Genomic DNA, 21765 nt, shown 5'->3' with positions numbered 1-21765 from the left:
TCCCATGGCTGCCCTGATGAAGGTCTAAGTTAGAGAGGTGAGTGCCACCAGAGTCTTCGTCGCCAGATTGGCCGGGTGCACCGTCTTCGACCCCGCCGGTGACCGCCTCGGCAAGGTCCGCGACGTGCTCGTGGTCTACCGCAGAACCGAGTCCCCTCGTGTCGTCGGCCTCATCGTCGAGATCCCGGGCAAGCGTCGGGTCTTCCTGTCGATCGGGCGTGTGACGTCGATCGGCAGCGGTCAGATCATCACGACCGGGCTCATCAACGTGCGCCGCTTCGAGCAGCGCGGCGGCGAGGTGCGTGTGATCGCCGAGATGCTCGGCCGCAAACTCGACTTCAACGACGGCAGCGGCGAAGCAACCGTCGAGGACGTGGCGATCGAGGAGGTCGGCCCCGGTGAGTGGCAGGTGGCGCAGCTGTTCGTGCGTCGCCCCAAGACGGGTGGTTCGCCGTTCGCGAAGGGCGCCACGTCGTTCGTGCAGTGGCGCGAGGTGGTCGAGCAGACCAAGGGCGGCGAAGCGCAGTCCGCCGAGCAGCTGATCGCCACCTACTCCGATCTCAAGCCCGCCGACCTCGCATCGACCCTCATGGACCTGCCGCAGGCACGCATGCTCGAAGTGGCCGAAGAACTTCCCGACGCGCGCCTCGCAGACGTGCTCGAAGAGATGCCCGAGAGCGAGCAGGTCGAGATCCTCGGCCAGCTCGACGACGACCGCGCCGCCGACGTGCTCGATCAGATGCAGCCCGACGACGCCGCCGACCTCATCGCGCAGCTGTCGGGCGAGCGCGGCGAGGCGCTGCTCAGCCTCATGCAGCCCGAAGAGGCCGACGACGTGAGAATGCTTCTGTCGTACGAGCCCGACACCGCCGGTGGTCTGATGACGACCGAGCCCATCATCGTGTCGGCCGACGCCACCGTGGCCGAGGGGCTCGCCCTCATCCGGCGTCAGGAGATGGCTCCGGCACTGGGAGCCGCCATCTGCGTCACCCTTCCGCCCTACGAACCGCCGACGGGCCGATTCCTCGGCATGGTCCATTTCCAGCGCATGCTCCGGTATCCCCCGCACGAGCGACTGGGCACCCTGCTCGATTCGAGCCTCGACCCCGTCACGGCCGACACCTCGGCCGCCGAGGTGTCGCGCATCCTCGCCAGCTACAACCTGGTGTCCGTTCCGGTCGTCGACGACAACCACCGACTCGTCGGGGTGGTGACCATTGACGATGTCCTCGACTACCTGCTGCCCGATGACTGGCGAAGTCACGACGGCGACGACGAGAAACGCACCCCGACGCGTTTTCCCGAACGCCTCGGAACAGTTCCCGTTCCCACGAAGAGACCAGTACGCATAGGCGCACGAAGGAGGGCCGGCAATGGCACGCAATAACCGTTCAGACGTCCGTCTCGACGCGCCCAAGGGCCTGCGCAGCAACGTCATCCCCCGTCGCAACCGGCAGAGCCGCGACCGCTTCGGCCGGGGAACAGAGGCCATCGCCCGCGGCATGGGAACCCCCTGGTTCCTGGTCATTCTCACCCTGTTCGTGCTCGCCTGGATGTTCTACAACACCACCGCGCCCGAAGGTCTGCGTTTCGACGATGCGGCCATCGGATTCACGGCGCTCACCCTCATCCTGTCGCTGCAGGCCTCCTATGCAGCGCCCCTGATCCTGCTCGCGCAGAACAGGCAGGACGACCGCGACCGCGTTCAGATCGAGCAAGACAGACAGCGCGCCGAACGCAATCTCGCCGACACCGAGTACCTGGCGCGCGAGGTGGTGGCCCTGCGGCTCGCGATGAAGGACCTGGCGAGCAAGGACTTCATCCGCACCGAGTTGCGCGCGTTCCTCGACGAGCTCGATCGAGACGCCGAATCGGATGTCGATGGTCGCCGTGCCGCCGGAACGCCCGGTGCCTGACACGGCCGACGCGCCGCAGCTCGACCTCGCCGTCAGGCAGGCGCTGACGCGTGTCATCGACCCCGAGATCCGCAAACCCATCACCGAGCTCGACATGGTGGGGACCGTCTCGGTCGACGACTCGGGACACGCGTCGGTCGATCTCAGACTGACGATCGTCGGATGCCCCGCTGCGGACACGATCGAGCGTGATGTGCGGGTCGCCGCGTCCGGCGTTCCGGGCGTCACGACGGTCGACGTCGACGTCTCGATCATGTCGTCGGACCAGCGACGCGCGCTCGTCGAGAAGTTGCGGGGGCCGGGCGCCCACCGCACCGTGCAGTTCGGACCCGACTCCCTGACCCGCATCTACGCCGTGACGAGCGGCAAGGGCGGTGTCGGCAAGTCGACGATCACCGCGAACCTCGCGGTCGCACTCGCCGCCCGCGGGCTGCGGGTGGGCATCGTCGACGCCGACGTCTACGGATTCTCGATCCCTGCCATCCTGGGTCTCGTCGACGACACCGGCCTGGCCGTGAAGCCCACGCGCGTGGGCGACATGATCCTCCCGCCCGTGGGCCGCGATGTGAAGGTCATCTCGATCGGCATGTTCATCGACTCGGCCCCCGGGTCTGGCGCGTCGGGCGGGGCGGTCGCATGGCGCGGGCCCATGCTCCACCGCACGATCCAGCAGTTCCTCACCGACGTCTTCTTCGGCGATCTCGACGTCCTGCTCCTCGATCTCCCGCCCGGCACCGGCGATATCGCCATCTCCATTGGCCAGCTTCTTCCGAACGCCGAGGTGATCGTCGTGACGACACCCCAGCCCGCTGCCGCGGACGTCGCGGAGCGGTCAGGCATCGTCGCGAGGCAGACCGGGCAGAAGATCTTCGGCGTGATCGAGAACATGGGGCCTCTCACGCAGCCCGACGGATCGGTTGTCGACCTCTTCGGATCCGGCGGCGGAGCCGAGGTCGCCCGGCGCCTGTCGCAGGGCCAGGAGTCGCCGGTGCCGCTGCTCGCGTCCGTGCCCCTGAGTCTCGATCTCCGCCGGGGCGGCGACACGGGAGAACCCCTGGTGCTCGCGAACCCGTCCGACCCGGCCAGTGCAGCGATCATCTCGGTCGCCGACGTGATCGCGACACGCGGCCGACAGCTGGCGGGACGACGATTGGGAGTCTCGCCGCGCTGACCGGCTCCTCCTCCCCCGCAACGCGGCCGAGCGATCCGTCCACAGCACCCCGGCCCGAGGGGCCCGCAGACGACTCCGGCGTCGGTCGCTGCACCTAGCCTGCCCGCATGATCGACGTCGCGTATCCCGTTCCCTTCGCCATCTCCAGCCGCACTGCCCGGCACTCCCTTGTGCTCACCAACCGCAGCCCTGAACGTCTCACCGCCCTGTCGTTCAGCCTTCTCGGCACCGGCCTCCTGCGCACGACCGCCCCGCTCGTGCTCGATCCGGGCCAGCAGGTCAGGCTCACCGTCTCGGGCCAGGAGCTGCCTCGTCGCGGCATCGTCGTCGTGCGGTGGTTCCGTCCCGACGGCTCGGAATATCTGTGGCGCATCACGTTCTGATCGGGCGCTCGCCGACGCTCACGCGGGCGTGCGAGTATGGTCGCATTCCCGATCGCGAGAGGGGCAGAGGTGAACGATGACCAGGCCTCGATCGACGCGCAGAGACGCGAGCTCCAGCGTCGCGTCTTCTCCGCCTCGAGCGAGTCGTCCGACGCCCGTGCCGCCGCTCGCCAGCTGCAGCTGCTCGATTCGCGTCGCCTCCGCGAGGCATCCGACACGTCTGCCGGCCAGGCCGTCGACATCGACCCCGCGCCGCAGCCCCCGACAGCCGAACCCACGGCATCCGACGACCCGCCCGAGGGTGCCGAGCGTGCGCCCCGCAGGGCGATCGCCCGACGTGTCGCGGCCGTCCTCCTCGCGCTGGCCGTCGGAGTCGCCGTGGGCCTCTACGCGGGCTCCCCCACCGACGTCGTGAGCGAGCCGACGACGTCGCGCCCCCTCGTCGACAGCAGCGGCGCGCTGGCTCTCTTCGACCGCCCCCAGATCGCTGCAGACCTGCCAGACCAGGCGCTGCCGGGAACGATCATCGGGGAGTCGATCCGGGCGATCGGCGACCCGTTCTTCCAGCTCTACATCGGCCGCAATGCCGCCAACATGGTGTGCCTCTTCGCCGTGCAGCCGAGGAGCTCCTTCGCCATGTCGTGCGTCACGATCGACGAGTTCCCGTCGACCGGCGTGAGGCTGGAATGGTCGGGCGAGATGCCCAGCATCTCAGCAGACGGCTCGACCAGCGTCGTGCCGTCGACCATGAGGGCCATCTGGAGGCCGGACGGTTCGCTCGACCTGGGCGGAGGGCCACGCTGAGTCGGCGATCCGCCGATTCAGCGGATCAGAGCACGAACACCAGGGGCATCCAGCCGAGTACGAGATCCGCAAGAACGGGAATCACCACGCCGAAGAGCGCGGTCACGGCGACGCACCCGATGAGCACGAGCACGGCGAGGGTCCAGGGCGACGAGGTCCAGTCCGCCGACACCGTGTCGGGCGTCACGACCAGTTCGTCGTCGCCGGAGAACAGTGAGGTGACCGTATCGGTGCCGTCGACGTCGCTTGTCATGACACCAATCTAACGCGCCGACACTGCCGATCAGGTGGATTCGGAGTCGTACGGCGTAGACAGGTCCTGCGGCGCATCCGGCTGCACGGCATCCTTCTTGCGCGAGAGATACGCGGGCTCGGGGCGGGAGACCGGCTTCACCACGGGAGCGGCAGCGGCCGGCGCATCGTCGAGCAGCGCCTCCCTGATGATGCGCCGAGGATCGTACTGCCGAGGATCGAGCTTCTTCCAGTCGACTTCGTCGAACTCCGGACCCATCTCCTCTTTCATGCGCACCTTCGCACCATCGGCGTAGTCGCGCAGAGTGCGGACGAGGCGGCCCAGCTTCGCGGCGTAGCTCGGGAGTTTGTCGGGGCCGAGCAGGAAGACGGCGATGACGCCGACGAGCAGCAGCTTCTCGAACGACAACCCGTTGAACACCCTGACAGACTACCTCCGCCGCGTGGCTCGCGGCTGACAGGGCCGCCAGTACCTATGCTTGCCCGGAGGAGAGTGACGTGTCAGGTAAAGAAATGAACTGGAAGTACTCCGAGGACGTCGTCCTGGAGCCGGCTGGGCTTGCGCAGGCCCGCGCGCACTCGCTCGAACTGGGCATCGATCCGGTGTCGCCCGCCGTCGGGGCGCAACTCGGCGTGCTCGCCGCGGCATCCGGCGCCATGTCGATCATCGAGGTCGGCACGGGTGCGGGCGTGTCGGGGCTGTGGATGCTGCGGGGTGCGCCCGAGGCGTCCATCACGTCGATCGACACCGAGGTCGAGTACCAGCAGGCCGCGCGCGCCGCCTTCCTCGCGGAGGGCATCCCCTCGAACAGGTTCCGTCTCATCGCCGGACGAGCGGTCGACGTGCTGCCGCGCATGAACGAGAACTCCTACGACCTGGTCCTCATCGACGCCGACACGGAGTCGGTCATCGAGTACGTCGAGCATGGGCTTCGACTCGTGCGCAAGGGCGGAACCGTCGCCGTGCCCCACGCCCTGTGGCGAGACCGCGTCGCCGACCCGGCCCAGCGCGATGACACCGCCACCGACTTCCGCACGCTCATCACCGAGCTCTCGAAGTCGAACGCTGTTCTCGTCGCGCTGTCTCCTGCGGGAGACGGTCTTCTCCAGATAACAAAAGTCGGCGACTGACCTTCGAGGAGAGCGGGTTGTGAACCCGTTCTCCCGTCGGACCAGCCGCCGAGCTTCGATTCGTGGTGCGCCTGGTTCGACGCGGCCAGGATCAGGCGGGGGTTACTACTCCCGCGAGAGCATCGTGCAACTCCTTCGCCTCGGCATCATTCACCGAAACCACGAGGCGACCCCCTCCTTCGAGTGGCACTCGCACGATAATGAGGCGTCCTTCTTTGACAGCCTCCATTGGTCCGTCTCCGGTCCTGGGCTTCATGGCGGCCATGCGGCTCCCTTTCGTCGTGAACTTCTATTATCCGCTATTTCGCGACGCTTCCGCCGCACCCGTGCCGGTGCTGCTCCCTTACGGGGGTGTCCAGTCCGCCCCGTCGACACCCCAGCAGAGCAGCAGCCACCCTGTCTGCGCGGCGATGAAGACGCCGACCATCGCCACCCGGTAGACCACGGATTTCGGCTGCGCGACCGCTCCGAGAAGCGGAGACATCGGCATCAGCAGGCGGAAGGTGCTCGACTGCGGGAAGAAGACCGCGAGCAGGTACACGCCATAGCTCAGCACCCAGATGCGCAGATCTGCGCCGAGTCGTCTCACCGGGGCGATCAGGAGGCTCAGCGCGAACGCGGCGGTCAGGAGCACCACGACCAGTCCCCCGACCGGGAAACCGGACTGCGAGTTGAGCCACCAGTTCGCCGATTGGAACCAGGGCGCGAAAGGAACCAGATGCTGGTAGCCGATGTAGGCCGATCGCCAGGCCAGTTCGGTGTCCGTGTAGGCCGTGGGGTCTCCCGTGACCAGGGCCGCGATCGCCGGCCAGGCCAGGCCCATGACCGCGCTGAAGACGGCGATCAGGCTCACCGCGATCCTCTCGCGCCACGGGAACGGCTCGCGGTCGCGCGTGACGAATCGCACGATCACGTGGAGACCGAGGAAGAGGGCGAACGCGAGACCCGACGGCCGCGTGAACGCCATGACGGCGATGACCGGGATCAGCCAGCCGTACTGTCGCCGAACGACGAGGTAGAGCCCTACGACGAGCAGGAATGTGTGGAGCGACTCGGCATACGACAGCTGGAAGAGCGCCGACACGGGAGCGACGCAGAACAGCACGACCGAGAACATCGCGGTCTGCGCGTCTGCAAGCACACGCACCATCAACTTGTAGAACACGAGGGCCGCACCGAGTCCTGCGATCGCCGAGACCGCGACCGACACCACGGGCCAGGAGAGCGTCGTGACGATCATGAGGCCCCGCACCAGGAACGGGTACACCGGCATGAAGGCCCACGCGTTCTCACCGACGTGCCCGTCGGCCGTCATCGGCAGCTGGTCGGGGTATCCCGTCACGGCGACGATGAAATACCAGTGGCCGTCCCAGATGGTCGCGAAATCGAAATACCCCGGATGCGCGCCCGTCCAGGGATTGGCGCCCTGCCCGGCGGCGATCGCCAGGATGATGACGGTGCTGACGATGCGTGCCGCGATGTAGATCAGCGAGACCCGCGCCCACCAGGGAAGAACCCGGTAGCGCACGAGCGCCGCACGCCTGCGGGTGATCATTCGGCGGAGGACGCTGTTCCGGTGAGCCAGCGCCGCAGACCGTTCTCGCAGTCGGTGATCTGGCTGAGCAGCACGCGCTCGTCGTCGGCGTGCGCCTTCAGGGGGTCCCCCGGGCCGTAGTTGACGGCGGGAACGCCGAGAGCCGAGAAGCGGGCCACATCGGTCCATCCGTACTTGGGCAGCGGGTCGCCGCCGACGGCCTCGATGAACTGGCGCGCGACGGGGGCGTCGAGTCCGGGACGCGCACCCTCCGCGACGTCGACGATCGTCACGTCGAAGCCCGCGAAGACCTGCCTGATATGGGCCTCGGCCTCGTCGCCGGAGCGTGATGGCGCGAATCTGTAGTTGACCTCCACGACCGCCGCATCCGGAATCACGTTGCCCGCGACGCCCCCGGAGATGCCCACGGCGTTCAGACCCTCGCGATAGACGAGTCCCTCGACCTCGATCTGGCGCGGCTCGTAGGCCGCCAGCGTCGCGAGAACGGGTGCGAGCGCGTGGATGGCGTTCTCGCCGACCCAGCTGCGCGCCGAGTGCGCCCGCAGGCCCCTCGTGCGGATCTCCGCCCTCAGCGTTCCGTTGCAGCCGCCCTCGATCAGGGAGTTCGTCGGTTCGCCGAGGATCGCGAAGTCTCCCTCGAACAGCTCAGGCGCGTTCCTCGCGAGCCTGCCGAGGCCGTTCAGCTCGCTCGACACCTCTTCGTTGTCGTACCACATCCACGTGATGTCGACGGCGGGCTCGGTGAGCTCGGCTGCGAGCTTGAGCTGCACGGCGACTCCGCCCTTCATGTCGACCGTGCCGCGACCCCAGAGGTAGTCGCCGGGGGCACCGGCCGGCGATCCCGGCTCGAGGGTCTCATAACGGGTCGGAACGTTGTCGTTGATGGGAACGGTGTCGATGTGACCGGCGATGACGACCCGCGATGACCGACCGAGCGTCGTACGGGCGACGACGGTGTCTCCGTCTCGATGGATCTCGAGGTGGTCCGATCCGCTCAGGCTCGCGACGATGGCGTCGGCGATGGCCGTCTCGTCTCCGGAGACCGACCTCATGTCGCAGAGCTGTCTCGTCAACTCGATCGAGCTGGCGCCGAGATCGAGAGACACGAGCGGGGCGGGAGCGGAATCCGTCATGCGTCCAAGCCTAGATGCCGACACCGTCGAGGGTGGGCCAGGCGGCCGAGTCGGTAGGCTCGGTGCATGAGTTCCGAGCATTCCATCAGCCCCGCCACGCCCGATTTCGCCTGGGCATCCGGTCTCGCCACCACCTCCGGCGCGGGAGTCGTTCTCGACACCTGGTTCCCGAGCCCCGCGTTGGGGCGGCTGCCCGAGGGTCGCGACCCGCACCTCGCCCCTGCCGAGCTCGAGGCCCACGCCCTGCCCGACGCCCGACGCAACGTGACGGTCGACATCGTGACTCTCGAGATCGACCTGCGTGAGCCGCCCGCGTCGACACCGGATGCCTACCTGCGGCTCCATCTGCTCTCCCACCTTCTGGTGCGCCCGAACACCATCAACCTCGACGGGATCTTCGGCCACCTGCCGATCGTTGTCTGGACGAATGCCGGCCCCGTGCACCCCGACGACTTCGACCGGCTGCGCCCGTCTCTCCAGCGACACGGAATCGCGAGCACCGGCATAGACAAGTTCCCGCGGCTGCTCGACTACGTGAGCCCGGCGGGAGTGCGCATCGCCGATGCCTCGCGCGTTCGCCTCGGCGCCCACCTCGCCCCGGGAACGACCGTCATGCACGAGGGGTTCGTGAACTTCAACGCGGGCACCATCGGAACCTCCATGGTCGAGGGCCGGGTCTCGCAGGGCGTCGTGGTCGGTGACGGGTCCGACATCGGCGGAGGAGCCTCGATCATGGGCACGCTATCCGGCGGTGGAACCCAGCGGGTGTCGATCGGCGAGCGTGCCCTGCTCGGAGCGAACTCCGGAATCGGCATCTCGATCGGCGACGATTCGGTGGTCGAGGCGGGCCTGTACGTGACCGCCGGCACCAAAGTCGTGCTCATCGATTCGGCGCCCACCGCCGACGGAGGTCGCCGCACGGTGAAGGCCGTGGAGCTCTCCGGCGTTCCGAATCTGCTCTTCCGCCGCAACTCGCTCACCGGCGCCGTCGAGGTGCTGCCTCGCACCGGGGCCGGCATCCAGCTCAACGCCATGCTGCACGCCTGAACCCAGCACTCCCCTTCGATTTCGATTCACTAAGGACTCATCGTGACCTCTCTCGACCCCCAGCCGATCAGCACCGCCGAGCTGGCGAACTACTTCGACCACACGCTCCTCAAGCCGGAGGCGACCGACGCCGACGTCGCGGCACTCGTCACCGAGGCCGACGACCTGGGCGCGTACTCCGTCTGCGTCTCACCGTCGATGCTCCCCCTGGAACTGCCTTCCGGCTCGTCGCTGAAGATCGCCGTCGTCTGCGGTTTTCCCTCGGGCAAGCACCACTCGGAGATCAAGGCCGCCGAGGCTCGCCTGTCGGTGAGCCAGGGAGCCGACGAGGTCGACATGGTCATCGACGTGGGCGCTGCCAAGGCCGGCGCCTTCGACCGCGTGCAGGCCGATATCGCGGCCGTGCGAGCCGAGATTCCCGCACCCCGGGTGCTGAAGGTCATCATCGAGTCGGCCGCGCTCAGCGACGAGGAGATCGTGGCCGTCTGCCGGGCCGCCGAGGCCGCCGGCGCGGACTTCGTCAAGACCTCCACCGGTTTCCACCCGACCGGCGGCGCCACCGTGCACGCCGTGCGTCTGATGGCCGAGACCGTGGGAGCACGACTGGGCGTCAAGGCATCCGGCGGCATCCGCAGCTACGACGACGCGCTCGCGATGATCGACGCCGGGGCGACGCGCCTCGGAGTCTCGAGCTCCAGGCAGGTTCTCTCCGGCGCACCCGCCACGGGCGACGGCGGCTACTGAGCGCCGGGCAGGTCTCGCGCTGCGTGGCCTAAGTAGAGCTGCTGCGGGCGGCCGATCTTGGTCTGCGGGTCGGAGGTCATCTCGCGCCAGTGGGCGATCCATCCGGGCAGTCGGCCGATGGCGAACAGCACGGTGAACATGCGCGTCGGGAACCCCATCGCCTTGTAGATGACGCCGGTGTAGAAGTCGACGTTCGGGTAGAGGCGACGCTCTTTGAAGTAGTCGTCGGCCAAGGCGATCTGTTCGAGTTCCTTCGCGATCTCGAGCAGATCGTCGTGCACTCCGAGCGCTTCGAGCACCTCGTCGGCGCTCTCCTTCACGAGCTTGGCGCGCGGGTCGTAGTTCTTGTAGACACGGTGCCCGAAGCCCATGAGCTTCACGCCGGCCTCTTTGTTCTTGACACGCTCCACGTACTTGGCGACGCCTTCGCCCGAGGCCTGGATGTCTCCGAGCATGCTCAGCACGGCCTCGTTCGCGCCGCCGTGAAGGGGGCCGAAGAGGGCGTTGATGCCGGCCGAGATCGACGCGAACATGTTGGCCTGCGTCGAACCGACGAGACGCACGGTCGACGTCGACGCGTTCTGCTCGTGGTCGGCGTGGAGGATGAGGAGGCGCTCGAGAGCGCTCGAGACCACGGGGTTCACCTCGTACGGCTCGGCCATGGTGCCGAAGTTGAGTCGCAGGAAGTTGTCGACGAAGCTCAGGCTATTGTCGGGGTAGAGGAAGGCCTGGCCGACGCTCTTCTTGTGCGCGTAGGCGGCCATGACGGGCATCTTCGCGAGGAGGCGCATGGTCGAGATCTCGACGTGCTCGGGGTTCGTCGGGTCGAGGGAGTCCTGGTAGTACGTCGACAGAGCCGACACGCCGCTCGAGAGCACGGACATCGGGTGGGCCTGGTGGGGCAGCCCGTCGAAGAACCGCTTCAGGTCTTCGTGCAGCAGCGTGTGGCGGCGGATGCGCCGGTCGAAGTCGTCGAGTTCGCTCTCGGTCGGAATCTCGCCGTAGATGAGCAGCCAGGCGACCTCGAGAAAGCTGAGGCCCTTGGCCACCTGCTCGATCGGGTACCCGCGGTAGCGCAGGATTCCCTGATCGCCGTCGATGTAAGTGATGTTCGACTTCGTCGCGGCCGTGTTGACGAACCCGTAGTCGAGGGTCGTCATGCCCGTCTGCTTGGTGAACGTCGAGAGGTCGATGGAGGATGCTCCGTCGACGCTGTCGAGAATGGGGAAATCGGCGGAGCCTCCGGGAAAGGAGAGCGTCGCCTTGCGGGGTTCTGCTGCTTCGGGGTTTGATGCTGAAGTGTTCTGCCCGACGTCGGTCACGGCGCCTCCTGACGAGTGTTCCTGCCTGATGGTAAGTGGCGGGACGCTAGACGCAGGATGTGTGACCCCGGACCGCGTTGACCCTCCTACAGCCTAGGGCGAAATGGGGGCAACCATGACATCCACACGCAACCGCCGGTTGTCGTTGGAGGATGCCGACAAGGCCGCAGCTCAGGCGAGTCGTGCGGCGGCGGCCGCGATCCTCTCGTCTGTCGCAGTGAGCGAGAGCCTCACGTGCTGCGGGAAATGGTCGCCGTAGAAGGGGCCCGGCCCGGCCAGGATGCCGAGTTCGGCCAGCTCGCCGATGGTCTGCCAGGCGTCGACGCCCTTCGTGCCCCAGAGGTAGAGGCCGGCCTCGCTGCGGTCGATGCGCATGCCGAAGTCGACCAGCGCCGGCCGCAGGATGGCGCGACGCGCCCGGTAGAGCTCCTTCTGCGCCGAGACATGCTCGTCGTCGGACAGGGCGGCGATCATCGCAGCCTGCACGGGAGCGGGAGGCATCATGCCCGCGTGCTTGCGCACGGTGAGCAGACGCTCGATCAGGCGCGAGTCTCCGGCCACGAACGCTGCGCGGTAGCCGGCCAGGTTCGACTGCTTGCTGAGCGAGTACACCGCGAGCAGCCCGCTGCGATCGCCCGAGGTCACGCGGGGGTCGAGTACGCTCGGTACCGGATCGTTCTGCCAGGGCCCGTCCCAGCCCAGCTCGGCGTAGCACTCGTCGCTCGCGACGACCGCGCCCAGTTCGCGCGCCCGCGCGACCGCCCTTGCCAGGCCGTCGACATCCAGCACGGCGCCGTCGGGGTTGCCCGGCGAATTCAGCCACACGAGTCGCGTCTCGGCGGGCCAGTCGGCCGGGTCATCGGATGCGACGGCTCGAGCGCCCGCGATCGTCGCCCCCACCGCATAGGTCGGATAGGCGGCCCGAGGATGCACCACCACGTCGCCCTCGCCGAGGCCGAGCATCAGAGGGAGCCAGGCCACGAGCTCCTTCGATCCGATGGTGGGCAGCACCTCGTCATCGGAGAGGCCCGGCACGTTGCGGCGGCGGGCGAACCACCGCGACACGACCGCGCGCAGTTCGGGCGTGCCCGCCGTCTGAGGGTAGGAGTGCCCGTCGGTCGCCGAGGCCAGCGCCTCGCGCACCTTCTCGGGCGTCGGGTCGACGGGCGAGCCGATCGACAGGTCGACGATGCCGTCGGGATGACGCCGGGCCGTCTCGGCGTACGGCCGCATGGCGTCCCAGGGGTAGTCGGGAAGCGCTCCGAGGGCCACTTACTGCTCGCCGTGCGACTGCGCGGGAAGCGCTGCGACCAGCGGGTGGTCCTTGGCGATCACGCCGACCTTGGCCGCTCCTCCCGGGGAGCCGATGTCGTCGAAGAACTCGACGTTGGCCTTGTAGTAGTCGGCCCACTCTTCGGGAAGGTCGTCTTCGTAGTAGATGGCCTCGACGGGGCAGACGGGCTCGCATGCACCGCAGTCGACGCATTCGTCGGGGTGGATGTAGAGCGAGCGTTCACCCTCGTAGATGCAGTCGACCGGACATTCGTCGATACAGGCCCGGTCTTTGACGTCGACACAGGGCAGGGCGATGACGTAGGTCACAGTGCGTTCGTTCCCTTCATGCCGCACAGGAGGTGGTGCGACTGGATAAGTCTAATTCTTCCCGAACCGCGGCCACGCGAGCACCAGGAGAGCGATGACCGTGGGCGCGAAGGTCCAGACGACGCCCAGAGCGTTGCCAGGCACCAGAATCGATCCGCCCGCGCTGGGCTGCGAGAGGAGGAAGATCGTGACGACGATGCCGAACGCCGCCACGATGGCCGTCGTGCGGGTGCGCAGAACGAGACGGAGGCCCACCAGCAGAAGGAGGACCGCCGGGAGGGCCACGATGAGGCCGACGGGGAGGCTGAACCCGGGCGCGACCGTCCAGGTGGACTGGCTCACTGCCGTGCCCATGACTCCGAAGAGCACGCCGAGGCCGAGGCCGACCACCCACGACACGATTCGCGACGACAGGGTCTCCCTGGTCGCCGCGCGGTGCTGCTCAGGCTGTGCTTCGATCACCCGTCAAGACTATCCGCGCCCGGCTGGGAGCTTCACCGCTCCCCCTGCTCGCTATCATGATCGACACGAACGGAAAAGGGTGCTCGATGTCGAACAGGTCCAGCCAGGCCGCCACGAATCCCGAGGGTGAATCCGTCGATGTCGTCGAGATGGCCGCACGCAGCAAGCGCGACCTCGTGGTCGACCTCGCCCGGGTCTTCTGCGTCTTCGCGGTCGTCATGATGCACTCCCTGATGGTCGGCCTCCATCGAGACGGTGACACCATCGGACAGATCAACCCCCTGCAGACGAAGGAGTGGTTCGCCCTTGCCACCTGGGTCGGCCAGATCATGCCCCTCTTCTTCGTCGTCGGGGGGTTCGCCGGCGCCGTGTCGTGGCGAAGCGCGACGCGGCGGGGCACATCACCCGCCGAGTTCCTGCGCACACGACTGGTGCGCCTGCTGAGGCCCGCGCTCCCCCTTCTCGTCTTCCTCACGGTCGTGCTCTGGGTGCTCGTCGTCGCCGGCGTCGATCGCGCACTCGTCGACGTCGTGTCGGCCGGCGTGGGGATGCCGCTCTGGTTCCTCGCGGCGTACATCTCCTGCCAGGCGTTCCTGCCGATCGTCCATCGCGCCCACGCCTCCCGCCCCGCGCTGACGATCGCCGTACTGGTCGGCCTGTCGGCGATCGTCGACGCCGCACGCATCCTGAGCGGCGTCCAGGAGATCGGTCTGATCAACCTGGTCTTCGTCTGGCTCGCCGTGCAGCAGCTCGGATTCTTCTACGCCGACGGCTGGTTCGCGCGTCGCGCCCGCTGGCAGCTGGTGGCCGGGGCCGCAGCGAGCTACGGAGTCCTCGCGGCGCTCACCTACGGACTCGACCTCTACCCGGTCGACATGCTGACCAACCTCAATCCCGCGACCGTGCCCTTGATACTCCTCGGCGTCGCCCAGGTGTGCATCCTGCACCTCCTCTATCCCGCACTCCGCGTGGCGATGACACTCAAGCCTGTGCTCATCGCGGTGTTCTTCGTCGGCAGCCGCGCGATGACCATCTACCTGTGGCACCTGCCGATCATCGTGGCCCTCAGCGGCGCCCTCTTCCTCAGCGGATGGGTCGACAGCGTGCCGGGCAGCGGCGTCTGGTGGGCGACCAGACCCCTGTTCGTCCTCGCCGTCTGGGCGATCCTCGCCGCGCTCAGCCTCGTCGTCGCGCGCTGGGAGCGCCCTCCGACACCCGCCCTGCCGGGGTCGCGCACCCCCGGACCCCTGCGCATCCAGATCGCGGCGCTGATCTCGTTCGCCGTGTTCGCGGCGGAGATCCAATGGGGTCTCAGCCTTCTGCTCCTCACCGTGACGACGGCGGTCATCGCCGTCGCCCTGAGGCTCGTCAGCGCGGATCGGCCAGTCACTGCCGATCTCCAGCCGAGCTGACTGGACACGGCGACACCTGACGAGTTACAGTCGGATCCAGTAAGGCAAGCCTTACCGAATCTCCGAGTCGACCAGCGTGGGCCGCCTCCTCCCTCCGGCGCGGATCGCGCCGCCTCATACTAAGGTCCTGCCTTTGCTCGCGAACTTTCTCATCGGCCTGCGTGAGGGACTCGAAGCTGCGCTGGTCGTCGGCATCCTCATCGCCTACGTCGTGAAGATCCGACGTCGCGATGTGCTGAAGCGAATCTGGCTGGGCGTGGCACTGGCCGTGCTGGTCTCGCTGTCTCTCGGCGCCGTCCTCACGTTCGGCACCTACGGCCTCTCGTTCGAGGCCCAGGAGGCGATCGGCGGGTCCCTGTCGATCATCGCCACGATCTTCGTGACGTGGATGGTCTTCTGGATGCTCCGCACCTCGAAGAACCTGAAGCACCACCTGCAGCACGACGTCGACCAGCACCTCGAGGGCGCCGGATGGGGCCTCGTTCTCGTCGCCTTCCTCGCTGTCGGCCGCGAGGGCATCGAGACGGCCCTGTTCATCTGGGCCGCCGTGCAGGCCACGGGATCGACCACGCTTCCTCTCGTCGGAGCCGCTCTCGGCATCGTCGTCGCCGTTCTCCTCGGATGGCTTATCAACCGCGGGCTGGTGCGCATCAACCTGTCGAGATTCTTCGCCTGGTCGGGCGCCGTACTCATCGTCGTCGCCGGCGGCGTGCTCTCCTACGGCGTGCACGACCTGCAGGAGGCGGGCATCCTTCCCGGCCTGCACAGTCTGGCATTCGACGTCTCGGCCGCGATTCCGCCCGACAGCTGGTACGGCACCCTGCTCAAGGGCACCGTCAACTTCTCCCCCGCAACGACGTGGCTCGAGGCCGCCGCCTGGGTCCTCTACGTCGTTCCCACGATGATCGTCTTCCTCCGCGCCGTCGGCCGCAAGGCACCCGCAGCACAGGTACCCGCTTCCGACAGCAGCACCGCCCGACCAACCCCCCAAGGAGCCCGGTGAAAGCCACAGCAGTACTCACGACGATCGGCGCCGCAGCGACCCTGCTGGCACTCACCGGCTGCGTCCCCAACGCCTCGCCATCCGATTCGGCCGCCATCACGGTCGACTCGAGCGCCGACGCCTGCACGGTCAGCACCAACACGGCCTCCAGCGGAACCTTGCGCTTCGAGGTCACGAACTCCGGCGACCAGGTGACCGAGTTCTATCTCCTCGCCGATGACGGCCTGCGCATCGTCGGAGAGGTCGAGAACGTCGGCCCCGGCATCTCGCGCGACCTCGTCGTGCAGGCGCAGCCCGGCGACTACTTCACCGTCTGCAAGCCGGGAATGATCGGAGACGGCATCGGAAACGCCGCCTTCGCTGTGACCGGCGACAAGGTGAAGCTCGCGGGCGACGAGCAGGAGCAGGTCGACGCGGCCGCCACGAACTACGTCGCGTACATCAAGGACCAGGTGGCGCAGCTCGTCACAGGAACCGACACCTTCCTCGCCGCCTACCTGGCCGGCGACGACGAGACCGCTCGCGCCACCTATGCGACGACCCGCGCCAACTACGAGCGTATCGAGCCCGTGGCCGAGTCGTTCGGCGACCTCGACCCGGAGATCGACTTCCGCGAGGCAGACGTGGCGCCGGGCGACGAGTGGACCGGCTGGCACCGCATCGAGAAAGACCTGTTCCCGCCGGCGGCTGCCGACAACGGGGGCGTGGAGTACATCGCGCTCACTCCCGAGGAGCGCAGCTACTACGCCGACAAGCTGAAAGAGAACACCCAGGAGCTCTACGACGCCGTGCACGCGAGCGACTACACGGTGACCATCGATGCCATCTCGAACGGCGCGATCGGCCTGCTCGAAGAGGTTGCGAGCGGCAAGATCACCGGCGAGGAGGAGATCTGGTCGCACACCGATCTCTGGGACTTCCAGGCCAACCTCGAAGGCGCACGCGTCGCCTACGAGGGCGTGCGCGACATCGTCGAGACGAAGGACCCGGAGCTCGTGAAGACGCTCGACACGCGCTTCGGCGACCTGGAGCAGCAGCTCGCCGCCTACGGCAGCCTCGACGAGGGCTTCGTCTACTACAACGAACTCACCCCCACCCAGGTGAAGGAGCTGGCCGACGGCGTCAACTCGCTGAGCGAGCCGCTCAGCGAGCTCACCGCCACCCTCGTCGGCTAGGTCACATGACAGACGACTCCCTGACGGACGACTCGGCGCCGGCCGCCCCGCAGAAGCTCTCTCGACGAGGGCTTCTCGGGCTGGCCGGCGCCGGGGTCGTGGGCCTCGGCGTGGGCGTCGCGGGCGACCGCGGCGTTCTTGCGGCGACCGCGACGGCCGGCGGATCCACCACGGGCGGCACGAGCTACCCGTTCTTCGGCGCGCACCAGTCCGGCATCGTCACGCCCGCCCAGGACAGACTGCACTTCGCTGCGTTCGACATGTCGTCGACGGCCACGAGGGCCGACCTGATCGAATTGCTGCAGGACTGGAGCACCGCCGCCGCACTCATGTGCCAGGGCAAGCCCGTGGGCGAGTTCGGCGCGGTCGACGGTCCGTACGACGCTCCCCCGCAGGACACGGGAGAGGCCCTCGACCTTCCGACCGGAGGCCTCACGATCACCATCGGCTTCGGACCGACTCTCTTCGTCGACGCGTCGGGCGCCGACCGCTTCGGCATCGCGTCGAAGCGGCCGACCGAGCTGACCGAGCTTCCGCACTTTCCCGCCGACGATCTCGATGCGCAGCGAACGGGCGGAGACCTGTGCATCCAGGCCTGCTCCGACGACCCGCAGATCGCCGTGCACGCCATCCGCAATCTCTCGCGCATCGCATTCGGCCGGGCCAGTCTTCGCTGGTCGCAGCTGGGCTTCGGCCGCACCTCGTCGACCAGCACGTCGCAGGTCACTCCGCGAAACCTGTTCGGGTTCAAGGACGGCACCGCGAACATCAAGGCCGAGGAGCCCGGCAAGGTGTCGACGTCGGTGTGGGTGAACTCGGCAGACGCGCCCGCCTGGATGGCCGGCGGCTCCTACCTCGTGGCCCGGCGCATCCGAATGACCATCGAGACGTGGGACCGAACAGCCCTCAGCGAGCAGGAGAAGATCATCGGGCGCACCAAGGGCGAAGGGGCTCCTCTCTCCGGGGGAACGGAGTTCACGGCCCCCGACTTCTCGGTGCTCGGTCGCGCAGACAAGCCGCTCATCGACACGGATTCGCACGTGCGGCTCGCGCATCCCGACTCGAATGCGGGTTCCGAGATCCTGCGCCGCGGCTACAACTTCGTCGACGGCAACGACAACCTCGGACGACTCGACGCCGGCCTCTTCTTCATCAGCTATCAGCGGTCCCCCGCCCAGTTCATCGACATCCAGATGAACCTGGCGAAGAACGATCTGATGAACGAGTACATCAGGCACGTCGGGTCAGGCCTGTTCGCCGTTCCCCCCGGCGCCAAGAAGGGCTCCTACGTGGGCGCCGGACTCTTCTCCTGAGCAATGGATCAGCGCATCGTCTGTGACACGATGTACGTCGCCGCCATGACCTCCGTGCCGTTGTCGCCGGTCGAGATGACCACCGAGTGCACTCCGTCGTCGAAGGTGCCGTAGCCCTGCCCGTCGGTCATCCCGGTGAAGTCCGAGGTGAATCCGGCCTTCTCGAGACCGCTCTTGACCTCGTTGTATGCCGCTTCGGCATCGGTGATGGCGATCTGCACGGTCCAGGTCTGCGTCTCTCCGTCGCCCACGGAGACACCGGAGATCACCTCACCGTCGACGACAGGGATGTTCTCGGGAAAACCGTCGGGCAGTCCGCCATCGGTGTTCAGATCGATCTTCTGACCGTTCTCGCCGGCGACCCCTTCGGCGATGCCTTCCGTCAGTGACTGGGGCGAGCATCCGGTCAGAGCGGGGCCCGCGAGCAGGGCGAGCGCGAGGAAGGGGACGGCGATTCGTGCGCGTGACAAAGTCATTGTTTTCTCCAGAGTCAGGTTCCACCAGCAGATCTGCTGGTACCTCCGACAGTAGAGATCGGCGTCCGAGCGCTCGTGAGTGTTCGCTACTCAGCTTCGACGTCGTGATTGCCTAGGCGCCATAATCGCTCAAAGTATGTGCCAACCGATCCAGAGGAGGCGCAGGCGACGCTTCAGGCCGTGCGCCCACCTCACACTCGCCGAGAAGCGAGGCGAGAATCTCATCAATATCGTAAGAGCGGCTCAAGAAGAAGAGACTCCGAGTGCCAAAAAACGAAGCATTCATTGCGCTCAGCACCCCGTGAATGGGTTACGTTGAGGTTGCAATCCTCGCTCGAGCGCCAGAGTGACTGCCGGTATACGGACTGTCTGCAGTCCGTTCCAAGCAGTCTGGCGACGCAAGCAAGCACGTACATTAAGCACGTATAACGCAAGGAGCTTGTAATGAACAAACCCATTAAATCTCGCCTGTTGGCCGGAGTTCTCGGAGTACTCGTCGTGGGCGGTGGCGTCCTCGCGGGGGCAGCTCCGGCGCAGGCCGCGACGTATTCAGGAGTGTACGGCTCTGGCTCCGCGTGCGCCGCAGCCCAGAGGCAGTATCAGCAAGCGGGGTACCTGATCGTTGAGTCCTGCCGGCTCAAAGGCCTCGGACCAGGCTGGGTCTTCCTGTACCAGTAGAAACCTCGGCTAGGCGAACGGGCCGGTGGCACTGTCCACCGGCCCGTTCGTCGCGTTAGCTCTTAGTTCTTGCCTTGGTTGGCGCGCTTCAGGTTCGCCGTGGCGCGAGCGCGCGCATTGGCGTCGAGCTCGACCTTGCGGATGCGCACGAACTCGGGGGTGACCTCGACGCACTCGTCTTCGCGGGCGAACTCGAGGCTCTCCTCGAGTGTGAGTTTGCGCGACGGAGTCATGCGCTCGAACGTGTCAGACGTCGACTGGCGCATGTTGGTGAGCTGCTTCTCCTTGGTGATGTTCACGTCCATGTCGTCGGCGCGAGAGTTCTCACCGATCACCATGCCTTCGTAGACCTCCTGCGTCGGCTCCACGAAGAAGCTCATGCGCTCCTGCAGGTTGACGATCGAGAAAGGAGTGACGACGCCGGAGCGGTCGGCCACGATCGAGCCGTTGTTACGGGTGACGATCGGTCCGGTCCACGGGCCGTAGCCGTGCGAGATGGCGTTGGCGATGCCGGTGCCGCGCGTGGTGGTGAGGAACTCCGTGCGGAATCCGATCAGGCCGCGCGAAGGAACGATGAACTCCATGCGAACCCAACCGGTGCCGTGGTTCGACATGCCGTCCATGACGCCCTTGCGAGCGGCGAGGAGCTGCGTGATCGCGCCGAGGTACTCTTCCGGCGCGTCGATGGTCAGGTGCTCCATCGGCTCGTACGTCTTGCCGTCGACCTGCTTGGTGACGACCTGCGGCTTGCCGACGGTGAGCTCGTAGCCCTCGCGACGCATCTGCTCGACCAGGATGGCCAGGGCCAGTTCCCCACGGCCCTGCACCTCCCAGGCTGCAGGGTTTCCGATGTCGACGATCTTGAGGGAGACGTTACCGACGAGCTCGCGGTCGAGACGGTCCTTCACCATGCGTGCGGTGAGCTTGTGTCCCTTCACCTTGCCGACGAGAGGCGAGGTGTTGGTTCCGATGGTCATCGAGATGGCCGGGTCGTCGACCGTGATGGTCGGAAGCGGGCGCACGTCGTCGGGGTCTGCGAGGGTTTCACCGATGGTGATCTCCTCGATGCCGGCGACGGCGACGATGTCACCGGGGCCCGCGCTGTCGACGGGGTACCGGGTGAGCGCCTTCGTCATGAGCAGCTCGGTGAGCTTCACGTTCTGCACGGAGCCGTCGTGGCGTACCCACGCGACCTGCTGGCCCTTCTTGATGTTGCCGTTGAAGATGCGAAGCAGGGCGAGACGACCGAGGAACGGCGACGCGTCGAGGTTGGTGACGTGAGCCTGGAGGGGGTGCTCGTCGTCGTACTTCGGAGCGGGCACGTGGGTGAGGATGGCCTCGAACAGGGGCTCGAGGTCTTCGTTGTCGGGCAGCTCGCCGTTGGCGGGCTTGTTGATGCTGGCGGCTCCGTTACGACCGGACGCGTAGACGACGGGAACGTCGAGGATCGCGTCGAGGTCGAGGTCGGGAACGTCGTCGGCCATGTCGCTGGCGAGACCGAGCAGCAGGTCCTGGCTCTCGGCCACGACCTCGTCGATACGCGCGTCGGGACGGTCGGTCTTGTTGACGAGCAGGATGACGGGCAGCTTGGCCTCGAGGGCCTTGCGGAGCACGAAGCGGGTCTGCGGCAGCGGGCCCTCGCTCGCGTCGACGAGCAGGACGACGCCGTCGACCATGGACAGGCCTCGCTCGACCTCACCACCGAAGTCGGCGTGACCCGGGGTGTCGATCACGTTGATCACGATCGGTCCGCCGGCGCCGTGTTCGGCGGCGTGGATGCCGTTGTAGGTGACCGCGGTGTTCTTCGCGAGGATGGTGATGCCCTTTTCGCGCTCGAGGTCGTTCGAGTCCATCATGCGGTCGTCGCCCTCGAAGTGGGCGTCGAACGAGTTGGTCTGCTTGAGCATGGCGTCGACGAGAGTCGTCTTGCCGTGGTCGACGTGGGCGACGATTGCGACGTTGCGCAGGTCGGCGCGGGTGGCTTCAGCCATGAAAAAAGTCCTTGAGGATCGGGATGAACCCGGAGTTCTACGGGCTCTTATCAGCGTGGGATATCGGGCGACAACGCCCAGAACGGCTAGACGCCCAGGGGTATGTTCGCCCCGGGAATGGCATCAAGCAACTCTTTAGTATATTCCTCACGCGGGTTTTCGGACACCTCATCGGTTGTCGCGGCCCCAAGGATG

General features: G+C 67.0%; 23 protein-coding genes. 12 read left to right on the top strand and 11 right to left on the bottom strand.

From position 1 onward, the window contains the following. Nucleotides 1-37 precede the first annotated feature (37 nt). The 5 genes from QCD70_RS00615 to QCD70_RS00595 all read left to right on the top strand — a co-directional run bounded on the left by QCD70_RS00615 (nt 38) and on the right by QCD70_RS00595 (nt 4274). On the top strand, nt 38-1387 hold the full coding sequence (locus QCD70_RS00615) for a magnesium transporter MgtE N-terminal domain-containing protein (protein WP_301213167.1): 1350 nt from the start codon (nt 38-40) through the stop codon (nt 1385-1387). Next, nucleotides 1374-1916 (top strand): DUF1003 domain-containing protein, encoded by a 543-nt coding sequence (locus QCD70_RS00610; RefSeq protein ID WP_301213165.1) that lies wholly within the window; start codon nt 1374-1376, stop codon nt 1914-1916. Before QCD70_RS00615 ends, QCD70_RS00610 begins: the two co-directional genes overlap by 14 nt. Next, nucleotides 1882-3087, top strand: coding sequence for a P-loop NTPase (locus tag QCD70_RS00605; RefSeq protein WP_301213477.1), 1206 nt, complete (start codon nt 1882-1884; stop codon nt 3085-3087). The genes QCD70_RS00610 and QCD70_RS00605 overlap by 35 nt, the downstream gene beginning before the upstream one ends. 107 nt (nt 3088-3194) lie before the next feature. Beyond that, the gene (locus QCD70_RS00600; RefSeq protein WP_301213164.1) at nt 3195-3470 is read left to right on the top strand and encodes a hypothetical protein; all 276 of its coding nucleotides are present in this window, start codon (nt 3195-3197) and stop codon (nt 3468-3470) included. A gap of 69 nt (nt 3471-3539) precedes the next feature. Beyond that, entirely contained in the window at nt 3540-4274 is a 735-nt protein-coding gene (locus tag QCD70_RS00595) for a hypothetical protein (protein WP_301213162.1), read from the top strand. Nucleotides 4275-4299: 25 nt separating this feature from the next. Here the strand turns inward: QCD70_RS00595 and QCD70_RS00590 are convergent, their stop codons facing one another. Both QCD70_RS00590 and QCD70_RS00585 read right to left on the bottom strand, forming a co-directional pair. Beyond that, entirely contained in the window at nt 4300-4527 is a 228-nt protein-coding gene (locus tag QCD70_RS00590; protein ID WP_301213160.1) for a hypothetical protein, read from the bottom strand. 30 nt (nt 4528-4557) lie between these two features. Continuing rightward, on the bottom strand, nt 4558-4947 hold the full coding sequence (locus QCD70_RS00585) for a twin-arginine translocase TatA/TatE family subunit (protein WP_301213158.1): 390 nt from the start codon (nt 4945-4947) through the stop codon (nt 4558-4560). A gap of 77 nt (nt 4948-5024) precedes the next feature. On the opposite strand from QCD70_RS00585, the gene QCD70_RS00580 reads away from it, so the two are divergent. Then, a complete protein-coding gene (locus tag QCD70_RS00580) occupies nt 5025-5657 on the top strand; it encodes an O-methyltransferase (protein WP_301213156.1) in 633 nt (210 codons plus the stop codon). Between the two features lie 91 nt (nt 5658-5748). Here QCD70_RS00580 and QCD70_RS00575 read toward each other — a convergent pair whose 3' ends face one another. From QCD70_RS00575 to dapE, 3 genes are all read right to left on the bottom strand, one after another. Continuing rightward, nucleotides 5749-5922, bottom strand: a complete 174-nt coding sequence (locus QCD70_RS00575) for a DUF3117 domain-containing protein (RefSeq protein WP_078714890.1) — start codon at nt 5920-5922, stop codon at nt 5749-5751. A gap of 78 nt (nt 5923-6000) precedes the next feature. After that, the gene (locus QCD70_RS00570) at nt 6001-7212 is read right to left on the bottom strand and encodes a mannosyltransferase family protein (protein ID WP_301213151.1); all 1212 of its coding nucleotides are present in this window, start codon (nt 7210-7212) and stop codon (nt 6001-6003) included. After that, nucleotides 7209-8345, bottom strand: a complete 1137-nt coding sequence (dapE, locus tag QCD70_RS00565; protein ID WP_301213149.1) for a succinyl-diaminopimelate desuccinylase — start codon at nt 8343-8345, stop codon at nt 7209-7211. Before dapE ends, QCD70_RS00570 begins: the two co-directional genes overlap by 4 nt. A 66-nt stretch (nt 8346-8411) precedes the next feature. Between dapE and dapD the strand changes: the two genes are divergently transcribed. Further along, on the top strand, nt 8412-9392 hold the full coding sequence (gene dapD, locus QCD70_RS00560; RefSeq protein ID WP_301213147.1) for a 2,3,4,5-tetrahydropyridine-2,6-dicarboxylate N-succinyltransferase: 981 nt from the start codon (nt 8412-8414) through the stop codon (nt 9390-9392). Between the two features lie 39 nt (nt 9393-9431). Continuing rightward, entirely contained in the window at nt 9432-10136 is a 705-nt protein-coding gene (deoC, locus tag QCD70_RS00555) for a deoxyribose-phosphate aldolase (RefSeq protein ID WP_441004901.1), read from the top strand. Here deoC and QCD70_RS00550 read toward each other — a convergent pair. The 4 genes from QCD70_RS00550 to QCD70_RS00535 all read right to left on the bottom strand — a co-directional run bounded on the left by QCD70_RS00550 (nt 10130) and on the right by QCD70_RS00535 (nt 13522). Next, nucleotides 10130-11458, bottom strand: coding sequence for a citrate synthase (locus QCD70_RS00550; protein WP_301213143.1), 1329 nt, complete (start codon nt 11456-11458; stop codon nt 10130-10132). The genes deoC and QCD70_RS00550 overlap by 7 nt on opposite strands. 171 nt (nt 11459-11629) lie before the next feature. Continuing rightward, complete coding sequence (gene dapC, locus QCD70_RS00545; protein WP_301213141.1) at nt 11630-12730, bottom strand: succinyldiaminopimelate transaminase; 1101 nt, start codon at nt 12728-12730, stop codon at nt 11630-11632. Beyond that, nucleotides 12731-13060, bottom strand: coding sequence for a ferredoxin (gene fdxA, locus QCD70_RS00540; protein WP_301213139.1), 330 nt, complete (start codon nt 13058-13060; stop codon nt 12731-12733). Nucleotides 13061-13111: 51 nt separating this feature from the next. Then, complete coding sequence (locus QCD70_RS00535) at nt 13112-13522, bottom strand: hypothetical protein (protein WP_301213138.1); 411 nt, start codon at nt 13520-13522, stop codon at nt 13112-13114. Between the two features lie 86 nt (nt 13523-13608). Between QCD70_RS00535 and QCD70_RS00530 the strand changes: the two genes are divergently transcribed. From QCD70_RS00530 to efeB, 4 genes are all read left to right on the top strand, one after another. Then, the gene (locus QCD70_RS00530) at nt 13609-14934 is read left to right on the top strand and encodes an acyltransferase family protein (protein ID WP_301213136.1); all 1326 of its coding nucleotides are present in this window, start codon (nt 13609-13611) and stop codon (nt 14932-14934) included. Between the two features lie 133 nt (nt 14935-15067). Next, nucleotides 15068-15937, top strand: coding sequence for an iron uptake transporter permease EfeU (gene efeU, locus QCD70_RS00525; protein ID WP_301213134.1), 870 nt, complete (start codon nt 15068-15070; stop codon nt 15935-15937). Further along, complete coding sequence (efeO, locus tag QCD70_RS00520) at nt 15934-17112, top strand: iron uptake system protein EfeO (RefSeq protein WP_301213132.1); 1179 nt, start codon at nt 15934-15936, stop codon at nt 17110-17112. The genes efeU and efeO overlap by 4 nt, the downstream gene beginning before the upstream one ends. A gap of 5 nt (nt 17113-17117) precedes the next feature. Beyond that, a complete protein-coding gene (gene efeB / locus QCD70_RS00515; protein ID WP_301213130.1) occupies nt 17118-18425 on the top strand; it encodes an iron uptake transporter deferrochelatase/peroxidase subunit in 1308 nt (435 codons plus the stop codon). Nucleotides 18426-18433: 8 nt separating this feature from the next. Here the strand turns inward: efeB and QCD70_RS00510 are convergent, their stop codons facing one another. Next, nucleotides 18434-18901, bottom strand: a complete 468-nt coding sequence (locus QCD70_RS00510; RefSeq protein ID WP_301213128.1) for a hypothetical protein — start codon at nt 18899-18901, stop codon at nt 18434-18436. 740 nt (nt 18902-19641) lie between these two features. Then, nucleotides 19642-21570, bottom strand: a complete 1929-nt coding sequence (typA, locus tag QCD70_RS00505) for a translational GTPase TypA (RefSeq protein WP_301213126.1) — start codon at nt 21568-21570, stop codon at nt 19642-19644. Nucleotides 21571-21765 lie beyond the last annotated feature (195 nt).

It is taken from the genome of Agreia sp. PsM10, assembly GCF_030433855.1.
Classification (GTDB): Bacteria; Actinomycetota; Actinomycetes; order Actinomycetales; family Microbacteriaceae; genus Agreia.
Note: the sequence above shows the minus strand (reverse complement) of the source record. Positions and strands in the feature narration are given on the sequence as shown.